At 59.4% G+C, this 19,809-nt stretch carries 16 protein-coding genes and 2 pseudogenes; 17 read left to right on the plus strand and 1 reads right to left on the minus strand.

What is annotated here, in order from left to right; all coding sequences use genetic code 11:
• Nucleotides 1–211: 211 nt before the first annotated feature.
• The 6 genes from NTD88_RS18685 (at nt 212) to NTD88_RS18710 (ending at nt 7,371) form a co-directional block, all read left to right on the plus strand.
• On the plus strand, nt 212–931 hold the full coding sequence (locus tag NTD88_RS18685; RefSeq protein WP_262155239.1) for a B3/4 domain-containing protein: 720 nt from the start codon (nt 212–214) through the stop codon (nt 929–931).
• 10 nt (nt 932–941) lie between these two features.
• Nucleotides 942–1,892 (plus strand): LysR family transcriptional regulator, encoded by a 951-nt coding sequence (locus tag NTD88_RS18690; protein WP_262155238.1) that lies wholly within the window; start codon nt 942–944, stop codon nt 1,890–1,892.
• Between the two features lie 197 nt (nt 1,893–2,089).
• Entirely contained in the window at nt 2,090–3,493 is a 1,404-nt protein-coding gene (locus tag NTD88_RS18695) for an amino acid permease (protein WP_410017294.1), read from the plus strand.
• Between the two features lie 20 nt (nt 3,494–3,513).
• Entirely contained in the window at nt 3,514–5,160 is a 1,647-nt protein-coding gene (locus tag NTD88_RS18700) for a thiamine pyrophosphate-dependent enzyme (protein WP_262155236.1), read from the plus strand.
• Between the two features lie 10 nt (nt 5,161–5,170).
• Nucleotides 5,171–6,358, plus strand: a complete 1,188-nt coding sequence (locus NTD88_RS18705) for an aromatic amino acid transaminase (protein WP_262155235.1) — start codon at nt 5,171–5,173, stop codon at nt 6,356–6,358.
• Between the two features lie 266 nt (nt 6,359–6,624).
• Nucleotides 6,625–7,371 (plus strand): outer membrane beta-barrel protein, encoded by a 747-nt coding sequence (locus NTD88_RS18710; RefSeq protein WP_095157346.1) that lies wholly within the window; start codon nt 6,625–6,627, stop codon nt 7,369–7,371.
• A gap of 59 nt (nt 7,372–7,430) precedes the next feature.
• Here the strand turns inward: NTD88_RS18710 and NTD88_RS18715 are convergent, their stop codons facing one another.
• Nucleotides 7,431–8,489, minus strand: coding sequence for an NAD(P)-dependent alcohol dehydrogenase (locus NTD88_RS18715; RefSeq protein ID WP_262155234.1), 1,059 nt, complete (start codon nt 8,487–8,489; stop codon nt 7,431–7,433).
• A 173-nt stretch (nt 8,490–8,662) separates the two neighbouring features.
• Here NTD88_RS18715 and NTD88_RS18720 point away from each other — a divergent pair, with 173 nt between their 5' ends.
• The 11 genes and pseudogenes from NTD88_RS18720 to NTD88_RS18770 all read left to right on the plus strand — a co-directional run bounded on the left by NTD88_RS18720 (nt 8,663) and on the right by NTD88_RS18770 (nt 19,787).
• Nucleotides 8,663–9,568, plus strand: a complete 906-nt coding sequence (locus NTD88_RS18720) for an AraC family transcriptional regulator (protein WP_262155233.1) — start codon at nt 8,663–8,665, stop codon at nt 9,566–9,568.
• A gap of 285 nt (nt 9,569–9,853) precedes the next feature.
• Nucleotides 9,854–10,093 (plus strand): annotated as a pseudogene (locus tag NTD88_RS18725) (transposase); the annotation flags it as partial.
• 203 nt (nt 10,094–10,296) lie between these two features.
• Nucleotides 10,297–11,289 carry a hypothetical protein gene (locus NTD88_RS18730; protein ID WP_262155232.1) on the plus strand — a complete coding sequence of 331 codons (993 nt, stop codon included), beginning with the start codon at nt 10,297–10,299 and terminating at the stop codon, nt 11,287–11,289.
• Nucleotide 11,290: 1 nt separating this feature from the next.
• The gene (locus tag NTD88_RS18735) at nt 11,291–11,923 is read left to right on the plus strand and encodes a DUF2997 domain-containing protein (protein ID WP_262155231.1); all 633 of its coding nucleotides are present in this window, start codon (nt 11,291–11,293) and stop codon (nt 11,921–11,923) included.
• 21 nt (nt 11,924–11,944) lie between these two features.
• Nucleotides 11,945–12,445 carry a 4Fe-4S single cluster domain-containing protein gene (locus NTD88_RS18740; RefSeq protein ID WP_262155230.1) on the plus strand — a complete coding sequence of 167 codons (501 nt, stop codon included), beginning with the start codon at nt 11,945–11,947 and terminating at the stop codon, nt 12,443–12,445.
• Nucleotides 12,446–12,472: 27 nt separating this feature from the next.
• Nucleotides 12,473–14,083 (plus strand): AAA family ATPase, encoded by a 1,611-nt coding sequence (locus NTD88_RS18745; protein WP_262155229.1) that lies wholly within the window; start codon nt 12,473–12,475, stop codon nt 14,081–14,083.
• A 484-nt stretch (nt 14,084–14,567) separates the two neighbouring features.
• Nucleotides 14,568–14,663, plus strand: a pseudogene (locus NTD88_RS18750) (AraC family transcriptional regulator); the annotation flags it as partial.
• Nucleotides 14,664–14,772: 109 nt separating this feature from the next.
• On the plus strand, nt 14,773–15,282 hold the full coding sequence (locus tag NTD88_RS18755) for an RNA polymerase sigma factor (RefSeq protein ID WP_256587806.1): 510 nt from the start codon (nt 14,773–14,775) through the stop codon (nt 15,280–15,282).
• On the plus strand, nt 15,283–16,236 hold the full coding sequence (locus NTD88_RS18760) for a FecR family protein (protein ID WP_256587807.1): 954 nt from the start codon (nt 15,283–15,285) through the stop codon (nt 16,234–16,236).
• A 106-nt stretch (nt 16,237–16,342) separates the two neighbouring features.
• Nucleotides 16,343–18,877, plus strand: a complete 2,535-nt coding sequence (locus tag NTD88_RS18765; RefSeq protein ID WP_095157355.1) for a TonB-dependent siderophore receptor — start codon at nt 16,343–16,345, stop codon at nt 18,875–18,877.
• 88 nt (nt 18,878–18,965) lie between these two features.
• Complete coding sequence (locus NTD88_RS18770) at nt 18,966–19,787, plus strand: class I SAM-dependent methyltransferase (protein WP_262155228.1); 822 nt, start codon at nt 18,966–18,968, stop codon at nt 19,785–19,787.
• The last annotated feature ends 22 nt before the right edge of the window (nt 19,788–19,809 follow it).

Consider the following 19,809-nt stretch of genomic DNA (forward strand, 5'->3'; position numbering starts at 1 on the left):
CCCCCCCCCCCCCCCCCCCCCCCCCCCCCCCCCGCGGAGGCGGCGCTCGATCTTGAGAACGCTGAAAAACACCCGGCCACCCTCATCCAGCTATCCACAACCCGCATGGCAACCTTGCAGAAATCGGTGAGCTCCCAGCTTCAGGCCCGGTGCTATAGTCTGCCACCCGGCTTGGCCAAGCTGCCCGAACCCGCATTCCAGAGGAGCGCCTGTGAGCACCTTTACCTATACGGTCAGCCCCGATGTCTTTGACGATCACCCCGACTACCGCCGTGGCGTGGTGGTCTTCCGCAACCTCGACAACACCCTTCCCAACGCCGAGCTGACCGCGCTGCTGCGCGCCAGCGAGCAAGCGCTGCGCGAGCGGGTCAGCGGCAACCCCGCCGACTACCCGCAAATAGCAGCCTGGCGCGACGCCTACCGCCGTTTCGGCGCCAAGCCCTCGGAGCACCGCAGCGCCATTGAAGCCCTGACACGCCGGGTGCTCAAACCCGACAACCTTCCGGACATCAACCCGCTGGTGGATATCGGCAACCTGTTGTCCCTGCGCTATGTGCTGCCCGCTGGCGTGCACCCGATCGGCCCGCAATCGAAGGTGATCGAACTGCGCAAGACCGTGGCCGCCGACCGCTTTCTGGTGGATGCCGCCGCCGAGCCGGAAACCATCGCGCTCGGCGAAATCGTCCTGGCCGCCGGCACGCGGGTGCTGACCCGGCGCTGGACCTGGCGCCAGGCCGCCGATACCCGCACCCTGGCCGATACCCGCTGCGTGTTCTTCGATATCGACGGCCTGCCGCCGACCACCGCCGAGGACGTGCGTTCGGCCATGGCCGATCTGGTCGAACTGGTGGCGCGCTATTGCGGTGGCGAGTGTGTCGGCCACGCCGTGCTCGACGCCGGGCAGCCAACCCTGGCCCTCAGCCTCGACTGAGCCCGTCGACATGAATCCCGCCTTCAACAACCTGAGCGTGACCCAGTTGCGCGTGCTGGCGACCCTGCTGGACGTGCGCAACCTGAGTCACGCGGCGACGCGCTTGGGCGCCAGCCAGTCGGCGCTGAGCCGGCACCTGGCGCAGTTTCGCGAGGCGTTTGGCGATCCGCTGCTGGTGCGCCAGGGGCGTCAGTACATCCTTAGCGAGCGCGGGGCGGAACTGCTGGAACCTTTGAAGCAGGTGCTCGAACAGTTGCAGGCGCTGGGCACGCCCTCGCAGTTCTCGCCGGCCACGTGCGAACGTCGCTTCGCCATGGCCGGCTCCGATCACGTTGCCGAGCACATCCTCCCGCAACTGCTCGCCGACCTGGCGCGAGTGGCGCCGAACGTCAGCATCGATTTCCGCCCGTGGGAGGCCAACCGTTTCGACTGGCTGGCCAGCGGCAAAGTCGACCTGGCCACCAGCATGATCGAAGACACCCCCGCCGAGTTTCATGGCCGGGTGATCGGCGAGGACGTCGCCGTGTGCTGCATGCGCAGCGATCACCCGCTGGCGGCGCAGGCGCAATTGAGCCAGGAGCAGTTCCTGAGCTGGCCGCATTTGAAGATCAGCACCGGCGGCGACAAGGACAGCTTCGTCGATGCCTACCTGCGCAAGCACAACCTGCACCGCGACCTGAAACTCACGGTGCCGTATTACTCGGCGGCGCTGGCGGTGATCCAGCGCAGCGACATGCTGCTCATGCTGCCCGAGCATATCGCCCGCAAATGGGCCGAGCAGGCCGACGTTTGCTGGCGCCCGCTGGCATTCGTCCGCCATCCGTTCCGTTATTGGGTGGTCTGGCACAGCCGCACCCATAGCTCGGCGGAACAGCAGTGGTTCCGCACTTTCGTTTATGAGCATTGCCGTGGCTCGCAGTTTCTCAGTCCCGGTGAGCAACTTCCGGTGTATCCGGGCTGAACCACCCGGTGTTCGCATAGTTGCCATTCACTCTGGCGGGATGTTCATTTTCGGCATTGCTGTTAACGTGAATCCCATCGAAGTGCGCAAGTAACTTCGGCTATAAAAACACTACCTTCAATTTCAACTTCACCTGCCGAACTATCGTCGGGCGCCGGGTCATGCCGTGTCCGAAAAACAATATGGATAATAAAACGATGAGCAGAGCCACTAATACCGATCCCGCATTGTCGCGGGGTCTGTCTAATCGTCATATTCAAATGATCGGACTCGGCGGTGCCATTGGCACCGGATTGTTTCTCGGCAGTGCCGGGGTCATGAAGCTGGCGGGCCCTGGCTTGTTGCTGGGGTATGCCGTGGCCGGGCTGATCGCGTTCCTGATCATGCGCCAACTGGGGGAAATGCTGGTGGACGAGCCGGTGTCCGGTTCGCTGAGCCATTTCTCGACTAAATACTGTTCGCCCTTCGTCGGTTACCTCGCCGGCTGGAACTACACCGCCGGCTACATCCTGGTGGGCATGGCGGAACTGACGGCCGTGGGCAAGTACGTGCAGTTCTGGTGGCCGGACGTGCCCACCTGGGCCTGCGCCGCATTCTTCTTCGTGCTGATCAACGGCCTCAACCTGCTGGCGGTGAAAGTCTACGGCGAGGCGGAATTCTGGTTCGCGGTGATCAAGGTGACGGCGGTGCTGATGATGATCGCCCTCGGCGGCTGGCTGCTGTTCGGCCCGACACCGTCGCCGACGGCTGCGGTCAGCAACCTGTGGAGCCACGGTGGTTTCCTGCCCAACGGCATCAGCGGGCTGATTCTCGCGTTGCCGCTGATCATGTTCGCCTTTGGCGGGCTGGAGTTCATCGGCTTTACCGCCGGCGAAGCACGCGATCCATCGAAGACCATTCCCAGCGCGATCAACAAGGTACTGCACCGTATCGGCCTGTTCTATATCGCCGCGCTAGCGGTGCTGCTGGCGCTGACGCCGTGGGACGACCTGGTGGCCTCGCTGTCCGCTGGCGGTGATCCTTACAGCGCCAGCCCGTTCGTGAAGATCCTCGATCTGCTGGGCATCGGCGCGGCGGCCCACGTCCTCAACCTGGTGGTGCTGACCGCCGCGCTGTCGGTCTACAACGCCGTGGTCTATTGCACCGTGCGCCAGTTGCACGCCATGGCCGGGCAGGGCCATGCGCCGCGGCAACTGCTCAAGCTCAATCGCAACGATGTGCCGGTCAACGCGCTGATCGTGACGGCGGCGATTACAGCCCTGGCGGTGCTGCTCAACTGGCTGTCGCCCAACGGCACGCTGGAAGCCTTGATGGCACTGGTGGTTGCGACAACCATCATGAACTGGATGCTCACCAGTTATACCCACCTGAAGTTTCGCCGCGCCAAACAGGCGGCGGGAGAGCGCACTCACTATCGTTCGCCATTGTTTCCCTTCGGCAACTATCTGTGCATCGCTTTCATCTTTTCGATCATGTTGATCATGGCGTTCATTCCGGCGATGCGTATATCGGTCTGGCTAATTCCTTTGTGGCTGATAGTTGTTTACGCCAGTTTCCGTAAATACCAATCCATCAAACCCGCCGCGCTCAACTTCGAATAATCCGCAACAGGTAATTGATAATGAAAACCGAACTTCCCGCTGTTCAGCAGCTTACGGGCGGCGATGCCCTGGTCGAGAGTTTGAAAGTGCAGGGCGTCGATACTGTCTTCGCACTGCCCGGCGCGCAAATCTACGGCCTGACCGACGCCCTGGCGCGCAATGCCGACAGCATCCGCACCCTGGGTGCGCGGCATGAACAGACCAGCGCCTACATGGCGTTTGGCTACGCCCGCTCCAGCGGTCGCCCCGGTGTGTTCAGCGTGGTGCCGGGGCCCGGCATCCTCAATGCCAGTGCCGCCATGCTCACCGCCCACGGCTGCAATGCGCCGGTGCTGGCTCTGACCGGCGATGTGATGAGCGGTTTCAAGGACCGTGGTCGTGGCCAGTTGCATGAACTGCCGCGGCAACTGGAAATCCTCCAGGGCATCGGCAAATGGGCGGCGCATATCGAACAGCCGGCCGATGCCCCGTGGCAGGTGGCGCAGGCGTTCCAGGCCATGCAATCCGGGCGCCCCGGCGTGGTGTCGCTGCAAGCCTCCTGGGACTTCTTCACCCGCAGCGCGGCGGTGCGCATGCAGCCGCCGCTGGCGCTGCAACCGACCCCGCCGGTAGATAGCGATGCCGTCGAGTGCGCGGCGAAACTGCTGAGCGCGGCCAAGGCGCCGATGATCTTTGTCGGTTCCGGGGCGCTGGAAGCCAGCGCCGAAGTCGGCCAACTGGCGGAGGTGCTGGGTGCGCCGGTGGTGAGTTTCCGTGGCGGTCGCGGCGTGGTGCCGGATGATCACCCGCTGGGCTTTACCGTTGCCGCCGGCGCCCGACTGTGGCCGCAGACCGATGTCGCCGTGGTGATCGGCTCGCGCTTCGAGTTGCTGGACATTCGCTGGCGGCATCGTCCGGCCGGGCTGAAGCTAATCCGCATCGATATCGACCCGACCGAGGTGCGGCGCATGCCGGCCGAGGTCAACCTGCTGGCCGATGCCGGGGAGGGCGCCAGCGCCCTGGCGGAGGCTGTGCTTCGCGCCGGTCCGCCGAAGTGCCGCGACGCCGAGATTGCCGAAGCCAAGGCGGCGGCGAAACAAGCAATCCAGTGTGTGCAGCCGCAACTCGACTACCTGCGGGTGATTCGCGACGTGCTGCCGCGAGACGGCTTTTTTGTCGAGGAAATCTCCCAGGTGGGCTTCACCTCGATCTTCGGTTTCCCGGTGTACAAACCACGCACCCTGGTCACTTCGGGGCACCAGGGCACCCTCGGCTTCGGCTTCCCCACGGCGCTCGGGGTCAAGGCCGCGCACCCGGACAAAGCGGTGGTGTCGATCTGCGGCGACGGCGGCTTCATGTTCGCCGCCCAGGAACTGGCCACGGCGGTGCAGTACCGGCTCAACCTGGTGACCATCGTGTTCAACAACAGTGCCTTCGGCAACGTCTACCGCGACCAGCAAGAGAGCTTCGCCGGTCGCCTGCTGGGCTCGGAACTGGTGAACCCGGACTTTCTGAGATTTGCCGAATCCTTCGGCGTTCAGGCGTTCCGGGTCGGCTCGCCGGCGCAACTGCGGCCGGCACTGGAGCAGGCCTTCGCCGCCGACCGTCCGGTGCTGATCGAGGTCAGCGTGCCGCGCGGCGGCGACGCGAGCCCGTGGCCTTTCCTTCACCCCACGTTCGCTCACTGAGGAGCCCCTGATGTTCGAACATGTCGAGACATACCCCGGCGATCCGATCCTGTCGTTGATGGACGATTACCAGCGCGATCCGCGAGCCGGCAAGGTCAACCTGAGCATCGGCTTCTACTACGACGAGCACGGCGAAGTGCCGGTGCTGCCGTCGGTGCGCCGGGCCAAGGCGTTGCTGGATGTACGGGCGGAAACCGCCAACCTGTACCTGCCCATGGACGGCCATCCGGGGTTCCGCGAAGCGGTGCAGGGCTATCTGTTCGGCGACCTTGGCGGTGCCGACAGCGAGCGCATCGTCACCCTGCAAAGCGTCGGTGGTTCGGGCGCGCTGCGGGTGGGCGCGGATTTTCTCAAGCGCTACTACCCGCAGTCGCAGGTGTGGGTCAGCGACCCGACCTGGGACAACCACCTGGCGATTTTCCAGGGCGCCGGTTTCGCGGTGAACCGCTACCCGTACCTGGACGCCAGCGGTCAGGCGGTCGACTTCGCGGCCATGCTGGACGTGTTCGGCAAACTGCCGGCCCACAGCATCGTGTTGCTGCACGCCTGCTGTCACAACCCCACCGGCATCGACCTCACGCCAGTGCAGTGGCAGCGCTTTTACGCGCTGTTCCGCGAGCGGTCGCTGATCCCGTTTCTCGACGCCGCCTACCTGGGGCTGGGGGAGGGGCTGGACGCGGACACCTACGCGATCCGCGCGCTGGCCCGCAGCGGTATCACCGGGCTGGTGAGCAACTCGTTTTCCAAGGTGTTTTCGCTGTATGGCGAGCGGGTCGGTTCGCTGTCGGTGGTGTGCAAGGACGGCGAGATTGCCCGGCGCGTGGCCGGCCAGTTGAAGGGCACGGTGCGCACCAACTACTCCAACCCGCCACGGCATGGCGCGGAGCTGGTGGCGACGATTTTCGGCGATGCCGAACTGACGGCGCTGTGGCGGCAGGAACTGGACGCCATGCGCGCGCGGATGGTGGGCATGCGTCAGGCGTTGTTCGATGAAGTGGGGCGTATCGATGCGCGGCGGGAGGTGGGTTACCTGCTGCGCCAAAAGGGCATGTTCAGTTACACCGGGCTGAGCGCCGACGCTGTCGATCGCATTCGCGAGCAGCATGGGGTGTACCTGATTCGCAGTGGGCGGATGTGTGTCGCGGGCCTAAACGAATCCAACCTGGCGACGGTGGCCAGGGCACTTTCGGACCATTGAGAGGGCTGTTTTTTTAAGTTGCCTCTGGCGCCCTTCGGGGCGCTTTTTTTGTTGGGTCGTTTTCGGCGCAACCCAATGTTTGCGGGGGCGTGGCCGTGTGAGAAATCTTGGATAATGGCGCTGTGCTATCGATAAAAGCCGCGAGATAGAGCCTTCAAAGTCGAGAAACATTTCACATTTACGTCAATTTATTTCGAACTTTAGCGGAGAACGGTGCTTCAAAGCGGTGCGTTCGTTAATACATTACAGTCATGGAGGCTTCCCGAATGCCCACCCGTAAATTGCTCGCACCGACCTGCATCCTGGCCCTGCTGGGCGCACCTCTGGCGGCCGTTGCCGCACCGAGCACCGACCCGCTGTTCACCCTCGGCCTGACGGGCAGCTACGACAAATTCAAGTTTGAAGGCGGTGACGAGTCCGACTCCGACCATCTCGGCCAGGGCGGCGTGTTCGCCACCTTCGGCAACAAGCTGACTGCCGAATCCGGCTTCATCTACCAAGTTGGTGCCGAAGCCAAGTACGGCAAAAAAGACGACAACAAACTCAAGGAAGCCCAGGCCGATCTCGACCTCGGCTGGCGCGCGGCGCTGGATGCGCGCAATTTCATCGACGTGACCGTGGGCGGCGGCTATGGCTGGACGCGCTTCGAGCCGGCGATCAACGACATCGACGTGGAAATCACCTCAAAATCGCCGTTCGCCAAGGCTGCGCTGGGCTACAACCACCAGTTCGACACCTCGACCCTGCGTGTCGAAGTCGGCGCCCGTCACACCATCGACGGCCGCGCCAAGCTCAAGGTCGACGATTTTGGCAGCGACACCGTGGACCTCAAGGACCGCACCAACCCGTACGCCGAAGTCAGCCTGCTGCTGAACCAGCAGGGCGGCATGCCGGTGCAGGTCGGCGCGTACTACACCCGTACCGAGTACAAGCTGGACGAAGACTCGGACGTGGCCGACAACACCAAACTCAAGCGTGACGAGTTCGGTGTGAAGGTCGGTCTGGCGTTCTAAGCGCTTGATCGGTTCGAAGGGCCGGGGCGGCCCTTCGATATCAACAGCGGAGTGCGCCGTTACTCCGCGGTCTGCAGCGTCGCCATATCAATGACGAAGCGGTACTTCACGTCCCCCGCGATCATGCGGCTGTAGGCTTCGTTGATGGCGCGGATATCGAGCATTTCGATATCGCAGCGAATGTCATGCGCGGCACAGAAATCCAGCACCTCCTGGGTCTCGGCGATGCCACCGATCAACGACCCGGCGATCACCCGACGCTTGAGCACCAGATGGGCCGCATCGATGGCGGGCTCGATGGGTTCGATCAGGCCCACCAGAATATGCACGCCGTTGAACTTGAGCGTCTTGAGGTAGGGGTTGAGGTCGTGCTGCACTGGGATGGTGTCGAGCAGGAAATCGAAGTGATCGGCGACTGCAGCCATTTGCGCCGGATCGGTCGAGACCACGACGTGATCAGCGCCCTGACGGTGGGCTTCCTCGGCCTTCGCCGCCGAACGGGTGAACAGCGTGACTTCGGCGCCGAGCGCCTTGGCCAGCTTGATGCCCATATGGCCCAGCCCGCCCATGCCCAGGATGCCCACCCGATGACCCGGCCCGACGCCGTGATGGCGCAGCGGCGAGTAGGTGGTGATGCCCGCGCAGAGGATCGGCGCCGCGCTCGGCAAGTCCATGCCGTCCGGGATCCGCAACACGAAATCTTCCCGCACCACGATGCAGTTGGAGTAACCGCCGAGGGTGTAGCTGCCGTCCACGCGGTCTGGCGTGGTGTAGGTCATGGTCGGGCCTTCGAGGCAATACTGCTCGAGGTCGGCGTGGCAGGCGTCGCAGTGCTGGCAGGAATCGACCATGCAACCGACGCCGACCAGATCGCCGGGCTGATACTTGCTCGCCGCGCTACCGGTGGCGCGGACCCGGCCGATGATTTCGTGGCCGGGCATCAGCGGGTAGACGGCAATGCCCCATTCGTTGCGCGCCTGATGGATATCGGAATGGCAGACGCCGCAGTAGAGGATATCGATGACGACATCGTTCGGACGCGGGCTGCGGCGGTCGAAGGTCATCGGGGCGAGCGGCGCGCTGGCCGACTGGGCGGCGTAGCCAATGGCTTTGTACATAAGGGTGTCTCTGCACAGCGAAAAGAGGCGGCGCATTGTGCGGGCGAGGGGCGGGGATGCCGATGGGTAATCCTCCGGGTGTCATGCCTATTCCTCCAGTGCCGCGTGGATTGACGGTATCCCTGCCGTGAAATCTGGGATCATGGGCGCCTCAATCACTCTTGCCTTCCCTCATGTCCGATCCTCATCACTTTCCAGTACGCCAGGCCCTGTGCGACCTGATCAAGCCGCTGGCCACGCGCCCCGGCTTTGTCGACACCTTGCTCAGTGACGTGCAGGTGCTTTCCTGGGCGGAGTATGTGGCGAGCAGCCCGCAGATCTACGAACCCAGCCTGATGGTCCTGGCGCAGGGCCGAAAGCTGGCGCGCCTGGGCGAACGAACGCTGGATTACGGGGCAGGGCAGTACCTGGTGCAGGCGCTGTCGGTGCCGTTCATGTGCGAGACCTTCGCCAGCGAGGCCGAGCCGCTGTACGGCGTGGCTGTCTGTATCGATCCACTGGTCCTGAGCGAAATGGTCCAGGCGATGGACCCGCTTCCCGCTGGCCTGGTCCGCGCGCAGACCCCGGAGTCCATGAGCTCCGCGCCCCTTGATGAGACGATGCAGGACGCCGTGCTGCGGCTGTTGCAGTGCCTGCAACGACCCGAAGACGCCCGCGTGATGGGCGCCGCGCGGGTGCGCGAGGTGTATTTCGCGGCGCTCAACGGCCCGCAGGCCGGCGCGCTCAGAGCCTTGGTCGAGCAGCAGGGCCACTTCGCCCGGATCGGCGCCTCGCTGGCGTATCTTCGCGATCACTACGCCGACCCGCTCAGCATCGACGAACTGGCCGGCCGCGCGAACATGAGCGCTTCCGCGTTTCACGAACACTTCAAGCGCAACACCTTGCTGTCGCCTATCCAGTACCTCAAGCGGCTGCGGTTGTTGAAGGCACAGCAGATGTTGATCGGCGAAGGGCTGGGCGTCGCCCAGGTCGCGCACCGCGTGGGTTACCAGAGCAGCTCGCAGTTCAGTCGGGAATACAAAAGGCAGTTCTCGCGAAGTCCGGGGGATGAGGTGCCTTATCGGGGGATGGCGGTTTAGGGGCGGGGAGGGCTGGCGAAAATACACATGCACAAAAAAGCCCCAACTTGAGGGGCTTTAATGAAGACAACTATGGCAGAAGCGTAGTCTGCTTTTCAGTGCTCCGCTGAAACCTGAGTCGCCCCGGATTCGCTAGGGGTTCTCCGATCAAGTCAGCACAGGCCCTCTGGCCTTGCTGAAATAGCCCTCCGTTCAATGTCCCCATCAATCCCTCTATTCCATGAGTCACATGAGCTTTTCGGATTTCTAGTACGCCGGTAAGCGCATGCAAACGCGCCGCGAGCGGATGCCGAGTCGGGCCTCGTGCATCACGTCCACGGCACTGCCGCGAATGTGGCAGATGTAACTGAAGTCGCTCGCCTGTTGCATGGCGAAGAGAACATCGTGTGCGCGGATGCTGGCTATATCGGAGTGGAGAAGCGGGCAGAGCATGAACGGCGACAAGTGATTTGACAGATCGCCGCCCGCCGCAGCACTTACAAGCACTTGAGCAAACGCAGCGCACTTTACAAGGCCAGGCGTAAGAAATGCGCAAGGGATCCGAGCGTTCTGGATTGACTTCCACGTTCAAAATCGGCGGTGGTCGTAGTTGCCCCGAGAAACAGGCTGCCCCAGACCCTCTCTGGTGCGTGATAAGTCCATGATCGTCATGTAGCATAGGGCAGTGAATAGTTATAGATTCATCATCCCACCACGCGCCGCTGTACCAACTCTAGGAGAGTTTGTGAATGATAAAGACTATCCCAATGTGGAAAATGATGATGGTGTCCAAAGGCAAGATAGTAGGAGGTTTGCTACTCGCGTGCTTGTCTGGTTTTATCGTTTTCAGTGTGCCGATGTTTATTGAAGGATTGCAAAATGGGCAGACCCGTCAAGCTGTAACGGCGCTTGCCGGCCTGTTGTTTTTCGGTGCATGCGCAGTGGTACTGCTACCTTCAAAGAAATATGTCCCGGGCAAAACCTTCTGGTTCTATAGAAATAAGAAGTTCAGTACCCAGATGGCCATAAAATACAGTTATGGCGTGATAGTGCTTGTTATGGTGGTTTTTGTGGCTCTTGAGCCGAAAAGAGCACTTCACCCAATAGGTTTTGGTCTGTCGGGATTAGTTAGCCTTTATTTTTTGTCAAAAAGCCTGAGGTTTCACGCAGATGTCGATTCTTCGGCAAGTGAGTATCTGGCAACCGCTCTGGGGTTCTCAGTAGGGGAGAAAATTCTTGTCAGCTACCAGAATTTTGATGCTGGTGAAGTCAAAGCTGGAAGCAATGCGTTTGCCGCAACGGCAACAAAATTGATCGTGGCGTCGTTTGATGGGCATGTTTGGAAAAAACTGTCCCGGGACCTGAGTCAGGTTTCGCAAATTGGTATTATCAGCAATGAAAGTCAAAGTTACTTTGTAAAGTTGCAATTCAATGATGGGTCCGATGCTTTGTTGTCCATTGGGCTCTATGAAAAGCTGACATCAAATCCTATTCTGGTGGTTAGAAAGTTACTGGAATCGATTGATGCAAGTCTACTTGGCGACCGTGGTGCGCCACAGGTTTCACGCAGGAGTCGTGTGGTTGTCGAATCTGGCGCTCCAGTATCGACGTCACACGTTGCTGCGCCCGAGACCGCGCTTGCCTCCACAGCACCGACGCGCAATATTGAATTCACGCCAGACATGTTAACTGCCCTGCAGAACGCTGAAGAGGTTATCCCTGGTCGCAGGCTGGAACTTTAATATGTCTCACTGTACAAAGTTTGAATTTTCCTATGTTAATGAAGAAGCTATTGTCAAGGCGTTCGGCAAGATGGGCCTCAGACCAACGACGGGGCTGGTCGCCACATTTTCCAGCGACTTCAGCAAAAAGGTGCTGGGCAAAATCGGTTATATGGGCACGCAGCAATTCAGAGCTATTTGTGGACACACGGCTGATAAGTTCAATCTGTTTGTTTGCCAGGTCGAGGAGAGCTCCTATTCACTCCTCATCGAACGGGAAACTGTTTCGGCCAGTGATGAGGCGATCATGGCTGATTTGGCTTTGAGTTTTCAGAAAGCGTATGTCAGCGTAGCCATCGATGAGACCGTCAGGCGCATCGAAGCATCAGGTGTTCCAACAAAAGTGACAGAAACGCTTCAAGGGTTCGACATTGAGTTTGGACCCCGCCACGAATACAGCATTCATGTGACCTTTACCGGTGATGGAATCATCGAGGAGGTGCGTGGCGTGAAAGGCGACATTTGCACGACGCTCACCGAAGAGCTTGAGCGCCTGCTTTCCCGCCCTACGTCGGAACTGGTGACCGAGTGGAAGCCGGAATATACCGTCGTCCATGAAGAGCAAACCCTTCAAATCCTCAGTGCTCATCTATAAATGGACATCAATGTACACCACATGGAGTTGAGCCGCGTTAATGGCCCCGGGTTGCGCTTGACCTTATGGGTGCAGGGTTGTGCGTTGAATTGCAAGGGCTGCTTCAATCAGCAGACCCATACTCGCGAAGCGAGCCGGTTGATGTCTGTTGATGAACTGGCGCAAAGGATCAATGCACTGGACATCGCTGGGGTTACCCTTTCCGGGGGAGAACCGCTCGACCAGGCGCCAGCCTTGCAGCAACTGATACATGCTGTCAATGGCGAGAAGAACTGGATACTTTATACAGGCTATACGCCTAACGAAATATTCCAGAATGAAGCCATGATTCGTGTTGTCAAAGCAGTAGACCTGACCCTGGCTGGTCGGTACCGGCATTACGCGGAGCATCCCTATCAGCACAAGCAGATCATCAAGACCAGCGACAGAGTCGACATTGATTTTTTTCGTACCAGAAGAAGTGTCGAGTTTGTCGTTTCGAACGCTGGTGTCACTAAAACCGGCCTTCCGATATACAGATAACTCAGTTGAAGCGCAGGGATACCAGACATGAGTCGTACCAAGCAGCTAACAGATTACCTCAAGGCGCGTTATGCGATATTGGTTATTGAGTCTTTTGAAGAAGAGCGCGCACTCAATGAGATTTCTGAAATCGCCAAGACGCTTAGCCATCGTTTGTTCGTCTGGAATTCGACGCTAGGTGTCCAGACAAATGGGGTTGTGGCCGGGGATAAAACCTTTGATTTGAAGATAGCCTTGGATTTTTGTGAAGAAAAGGCAAAGGAAGAGAGCAGCAAGAATATTTTTGTCTTTTGTGATGCTCACAACTATCTGGGTTCCAGTTCAAATCCGGTCTACCGTCGTCGACTGCGCGATTTTGCCATCAATATTCGCTCACGTGGATACCGAAGTAACTGTATTATCGTGGCGCCCAGCTTTGAAATTGCCAATGACCTGCAAAAGGAAATCACATTGGTTGACTTCCCTTTGCCGTCACGGGATGAAGTCAAGGTTCAGATAAAAAATTTCGTCAACTCCTGGCAAGGCAACAGCAGCGTCAAGATTGATCTGCCCAGTGACACTAACGAAAAGCTGGTTGATGCAGCTTTGGGACTCACGGGACTGGAAATCGACAATAGCCTGTCTCGTTCATTGGTATCGAGCCTGAGTATCAGTGAAAATACTGTTAAGGATCTGCTTTCCGAAAAGAAACAGATCATACGCAAAACAGGTATCCTGGAATACATCGACTCGAAGGTGAATCTTGACGATGTTGGAGGGCTGGCAACGCTCAAGAAGTGGCTGCATTTGCGCAGCCAGTGTTTTGGGCAGGTTGCTCAGGAGTTCGGTGTCGGAACCCCGAAGGGATTACTCTTGACCGGGGTTCCTGGTTGCGGAAAGTCGCTGACGGCGAAATGCGTATCGTCGTCATGGAACATGCCATTATTACGCTTGGACATGGGAAAGATCTTCCAGGGCGTGGTCGGCTCTTCAGAATCCAATATTCGTTCTGCGCTACGCACTGCTGAAGCCATTTCGCCCTGCATATTATGGATCGATGAGATTGAGAAAGGACTCTCCGGCTCTTCCGGAGGAACATCCGACGGGGGTACGGCTTCACGTGTATTCGGAACATTGCTGACGTGGATGCAAGAAAAAACGACGCCTGTTTTTGTATTCGCTACCGCTAACAACATAAACGGTCTGCCTCCGGAGTTTTTGAGAAAGGGGCGATTCGACGAAATATTCTTCGTTGACTTCCCGTCGACCTTGGAAAGGAAGAAGATTCTTGAGATACACCTGAAGAAGCTCAAGCGTGATCCGGAAAAATTCGATCTGGAGCGTTTGTCTGCTCTGGGAGGCGAGGCGAATTTTGGTAAGGATATCGTGCTTTCCGGGGCGGAAATTGAGGCGTGGGTCGGGGAGTCGTTGATTGAAGCATTCTCACGGCGAATGAGTGGCTCTGGTGATACAAGCGACCTGACCATGGCTGATTTTGAAACCACTATTTCGCGTTTGGTACCCATGAGCAAAATGCGCAAGGACGAATTTACAAAGCTTCGTGACTGGGCCAATCAAAATGCAATCAGCGCTTCGGCTATGGTTGCCGGTCAAAATGGTGTGGAAACTCAAATCGGCGGCAGGCAAATTGATTTTTGATCTGCGCTGGTTTCCTCCAGCTCGGGGGGGGGAGGATGTGGCAACTGTACTGCCCTATAACGGGGTGAGAATGGCGCCAAGTGACCGAATGGACAGGTATTCGTAAGCACGCGAGATGCCTCTAGACGGCTGTGCTTTGAAGGGGGCAGATGTCGAGGGGCCGCATGTGCGGCCCGGGAAAAGGGGGGCAGCTCGCTTCCTTCCTGCGCGGCGATGCTTCGACCAGCGCTTGGCAGATCGATCTCCAGCAAATGCTGGGCCACACAGGCCATGCCCTGGATCGGCTTGTCCACTGATTTACAGATCTGGACGTTGGTTTCATAGGCTCTGTACGAAATGCATCCGAACTCGCCTATGTTCCGTTAAAAACAGGCTCGGAATGCTCATTTACAACCAGTAAGCTCTGCTTCCTCGCCTTTTTTTGCTTCGCCTGACCCGCTCGAATACATTTCGTACAAAGCCTAGGAAACCAGGGGCGATTCAGGGTTACCAGAGCAGCTCGCAGTTCAGTCGGGAGTACAAAAGGCAGTTCTCGCGAAGTCCGGGGGATGAGGTGCCTTATCGGGGGATGGCGGTTTAGGGCGCGATCAGGCGGCCGCTATCTTTTGATATTGCGAACGATTCTCATAATTTGTACTCTAGCGCCCCTGCCACCTGTGCCTGGAACATGGGGGCTCCTGGAGCGTGCATTGGATAATCTGGATCAGTTGTTTCGCCTGTATCACCGCGAACTGCAGAAGATTGCCTATCATCGTCTGGGTGATCGGGAAACAGCGGCAGACCTCACGCAGGATGCGTTCGTACGCTACGCCGACCTGGACCGCCAGCAGCGAACGCATTTGATCGCCAACCCGCGTTTTTTCCTGATCCGCGTGCTGCGCAACCTGATCATCGACCTGAGGCGTACGCGTACTCGGCGCGGGCAGGTGGGCTCTCTGGAGGATGTACAGCACGAGATGCTCGATCCGTCCCCGGGGCCTGCCGCGCTGGTGGAGTTGCGTCAGCAGTTGGTGCTGTTGCACCGGGCACTGACGGAGTTGCCCGACAACGCTCGCCAGGCCTTGTTGCTCAACCGCCTGGATGGCCTCGGTCATGCGGCCATCGCCGAGCGACTCGGGGTGTCCCTCAGCATGGTCAGCAAGTACATCATGAGTGCCTTGCTTCACTGTGCCCGCCGTCTCGACTTGATGGATGACTGAGTGAAACGCAGTATCGTCGACGCTTCCAGGAACACATCACCGCCGACGCTGACCGAGCAGGCGTTGCAGTGGCTGGTCGACTTGCATTCCGGCCTTCCTGAGGCACCAGGCTGGGAGTCCTACCTGCAATGGTGCGACACATCGTCCGATCATCAGCGTGCCGCCCATGCGGCGGAAAAACTGTGGGACAGTCTGGGCATCACGCTGGAGCGCCCGCCCAGTGCGGCGCGGCGATTGCCGCAGTGGGGGCTCGCCGTGGTACTGAGCCTGGCCGGGGCTTTGTACTGGCAGGCCGGTAAGCAAGGCTGGATGGCGGACCAGGTGACCGGTCTGGGCGAGCACCGCAGCCTGACCCTGGCCGACGGTTCGCGCCTTGAGTTGGCGCCTCGCACCCGCGTCGATATCGAGATGGAGGCTGATCACCGGGTTGTGCACCTCTATGCCGGCGAACTGTTCGTGCAGGTGGCCCCCGATGCGCAGCGTCCATTCGATGTGTTGGCTGGCCGTGGGCGCCTGCGGGCGCTGGGTACTGGTTTCGATGTTCGGCGCGCGGGCGAGCAGGTGCACATGGTTGTCACTGAGCATTCGGTGCGGGTGAGCCTGGAGGATGATTCGCAAACCGTAGACGTTGAGGCCGGGCAGGCCGTGCAGTACGGTCCCGATGGCCTGTCGCGCACCCAGCCGGTCGATGTCGGTGCGGCAACGGCATGGCGTCGTGACCGGCTGGTGTTCAATCGCCAGCCGCTGGCCCAGGTGCTGGAGCAGATTGGCCGCTACCATCGCGGGCTTATCTGGGTGCGCGACAACGACCTGCGCCAGCTACCGGTTACCGGCGTCGTCGCGACCGACGACACCGACGCGCAATTGCAGCTATTGCAAAGGACTCTGCCGCTGCGGGTGCGGCAATTCCCATGGTTGACCGTGATTGAACGTGACGACTCACGTTCAAAGTAGTGCCTGCGCAAAAATAATTATTTTTCGCCACTGTCGGTTTTCAGAGGACTGACGTCTTTCCTGTCGTTATTGATTTTTATTACGCTGATTTCAGCAGGGGAGCGTTATGCAGCATCTGATCAGACACACCGCCTTGAGCCTTGCGCTAGTGGCGGCCAGCAGCGTGGGCGTGAGCCATCAGGCGTGGGCGGCGGATCACCAGCAAGCCGTCGAGCACACTTTCGATATTGAGGCAGGCCCGCTCGACCAGGCGCTGACCCGCTTTGCCGATCAAGCAGGATTGCGCCTGATGGTGGCCAGCGAAGTGATCACCAGCCAGCATTCGGAAGGATTGCAAGGGCGTCATGTGCTTCAGCAGGGCCTGGATCAACTGTTGTTGGGCAGTGGTTTGAGTGCCAGGATCAGCGGCGATGTGATCCTGGTCGAGAAAGCCCCGACGCCGGGAGCGGCACTCGAACTGGGAATCACCACCATCCAGGGACAAGGGATGGGCGAGATGACCGAAAACTCTGGCTCCTACACCACAGGGTTGGCCAGTGTCGGCTCGAAGACGCCAACCAGCCTGCGGCAGACGCCGCAAACCGTCTCGGTGGTCACCGACCAGGTGATCCAGGAACGGCGTATGACCAGTCTGACCGAGGCTATGAAGGCGGCGCCGGGCATCACGGTTAAATCCGCCAACTCCAACCTGTCCAACTTTTATTCCCGTGGTTTCATCATCGAAAACATCCAGATCGATGGTGCTGCGCCCATGGCCCTTGGTACTACGGCGGGCAGTTTCTACTCGTACAAGAACTACGACCTGGTCGAGTTCGACCATGTCGAGGTTCTGCGCGGTTCGTCGGGGCTGTTTGGAGGTACCGGTGATCCGGGAGGCATGATCAACCTGGTGCGCAAACGACCTCTGGATAGCTATCAACTGAAGGTAGATACGTCCGTGGGGTCTTGGGACAACTACCGTACCCAGCTCGACGTGACAGGCCCTATCGGCTTTGATGCGCGCCTGCGTGGTCGCCTGGTTGCGGCCTACACCGACCGTCAGTATTTCCTGGATGATCGCAGCACCGAGAAACCGATCCTGTATGGCGTGCTCGAAGGCGATATCAGCGACTCCACCATGCTGACCCTGGGCGGGCGTTCGGAGCGCCTGCACGACAATGGCATCGGCACGGGTGTGCCGCGTTACATCAACGGCGATGACCTGGGCTTGCCACGTCACAACAGCCTGACCACCCGTTGGGCGTATCAGGACGGACGTTCGGATGAAGTGTTCGCCAAGATCGATCACGACTTCAATGATGAGTGGAAAGCCAACGCCACCTACACCCAGACCCGTGACAGCGGACTGATCAAGAGTTCGGCGGTTATGGGCGGCGCCGACCTGGTGGATAAGAGCGGCCCGTTCTGGTACGGCTCGGTCAACCGCTATCTCAGCGAACAGCATCTGTTCGATGTCAACGTGGCCGGCAAGTTCGAAGCCTTTGACCGCCAGCATGAGCTGCTGATGGGGGCTGATTACCAGAAAATCACCAGCCGCTGGCGCGGCACGCGCGGCTTGATGGGCGGGGGAGACGTGAATGTCTTCGATCCAGGCTCAACACCTTGGGATGAACCCTATGATGACCGTTACGTGCGTGACTACAGTCCCAACACCCAAGAGCAGTATGGGCTGTACTCAACGTTGCGCCTGCAGCTGGCCGACCCGCTGCACCTGATCATCGGTGCGAGGGCTCAGCGCTACACGTTCGAACAGGTCAATAGCGAGAAGAACGTCGCCGGTTTCGACCCTGACCAATGGGTGCCGATTTCCGACGTCAGTCGCCGTGAACCGACCAAGGTCGTGCCCTATGGTGGCTTGGTGTTTGATCTGAACAAAGACTGGTCGACCTATGCCAGCTATTCGGAGATCTACAAACCACAGCAGCTACAAGCCAAAGGGCCGTTGCCGGGCAGTCCCCTGGAACCGATGACGGGCAAGACATATGAACTGGGTCTGAAGGGCGAACTCTGGGATGGCGCCGTCAATGCTGCGCTGTCGGTTTACTACACCGAGCAGGAAAACAGGGCGGTACTGGACCCTGCCTATCCGGGCTCGGACATCTTGTTCGCCGGCAGTTGCTGCTATGTCGCCGAAGGCAAGGTCGTCAGCAAAGGCTTTGATGCTGAGATCAGCGGTGAGGTGATGGAAGGTTGGGACCTCATGGCGGCCTATACCTACAACATCAACAAGGACCGCACCAGCAATTCACCCTTCAGTACCGTCACGCCCAAGCACAGCGTAAAAGTGTGGTCGACCTATCAACTGCAAGGTGCCCTCAAAGACTTGAAAGTGGGGGGCGGGGTCAACCTGCAGAGTGCCGACTATGTCAGTGGCTTTGCTGCACGGCTCGACAACACCATGAAGCCAGTGCTCGATGGCGATGGCGATGTGATCTACGACGCGTTCGATTACCGTCAAGCCGGCTACGCAGTGTGGAATGCGCTGGCCGAGTACCAGATCGATGAGCACTGGGCGCTGACCTACAACCTCAACAACGCCTTCGACAAGACCTACTACGCGACCGTAGGCTCGTCCGGCCGGCAGAATTGGTACGGTGAGCCGCGCAACCATATGCTGACGTTGCGTGGCACTTTCTGGTAGTTCTCGGGCCTCGGAAAAGCCGCAAGGTGTGGGGCAGGTAACTGCCCCCCACACCGCGTCCCATACACCTAAGCCAAGGAGTGCAGAGATGGATGACTATCTTGAGTTCAATAGAGCGAACTGGGATGAACGAGCGCCACTCCACGCCTCGTCTCCTGACTATGAAGCTGCAAGGTTTATCGCCTCTGCGGATCATTTATCGGCAGTGGTTCGTTTCGATCAGCCTCGCCTTGGTGACATTTCCGGCCTGAGAGGGGTGCACTTACAGTGCCATATCGGTACAGACACCCTTTCTCTTGCCCGTCTTGGGGCGGTTATGACCGGCCTGGACTTTTCTCCCGTCTCACTGGATCAAGCCCGGCGACTGGCGACCGACTGTAGCGCTGAGATTCACTACGTCGAAGCGCCGGTTTACGAGGCCGCGCAAGCCCTTGGTCGTGGTGGCTTCGATCTGGTCTACACCGGCGTCGGCGCATTGAACTGGCTGCCCAGCATTGATAAGTGGGCCCGAACGGTAGCTGCGTTGCTCAAGCCCGGAGGCCGCCTGTTTCTGCGTGAAGGGCATCCGATGCTCCTGGCTCTGGATGAGGATTGCCAGGAAGAGCTGAGGATCAGCCACCCGTATTTCGAGCGCCCCGAGCCGACGGTATGGAACGATGACAGCACTTATGTCGAAGTCGATACTGCGCTGAAGGCAACCATCACCCATGAGTGGAACCACGGCCTTGGCGAGGTCATTTCGGCGCTTTTGCGTCATGGGCTGAATCTTGTCGCCATCGAGGAACATGACTGCATTCCGTGGGAAGTGCTGCCTGGGCAGATGGTTCTCGGGGAGGATGGGGAGTGGCGTTTGAAAGTTGACCCATGGCGTCTGCCTTTGAGCTACACCTTGCAGGCGATCAAGCGGTGAGGGACAGGACTGGCCTTTGTAA

The sequence above is a fragment of the Pseudomonas sp. 20P_3.2_Bac5 genome (genome assembly GCF_025466035.1).
GTDB lineage: Bacteria > Pseudomonadota > Gammaproteobacteria > Pseudomonadales > Pseudomonadaceae > Aquipseudomonas.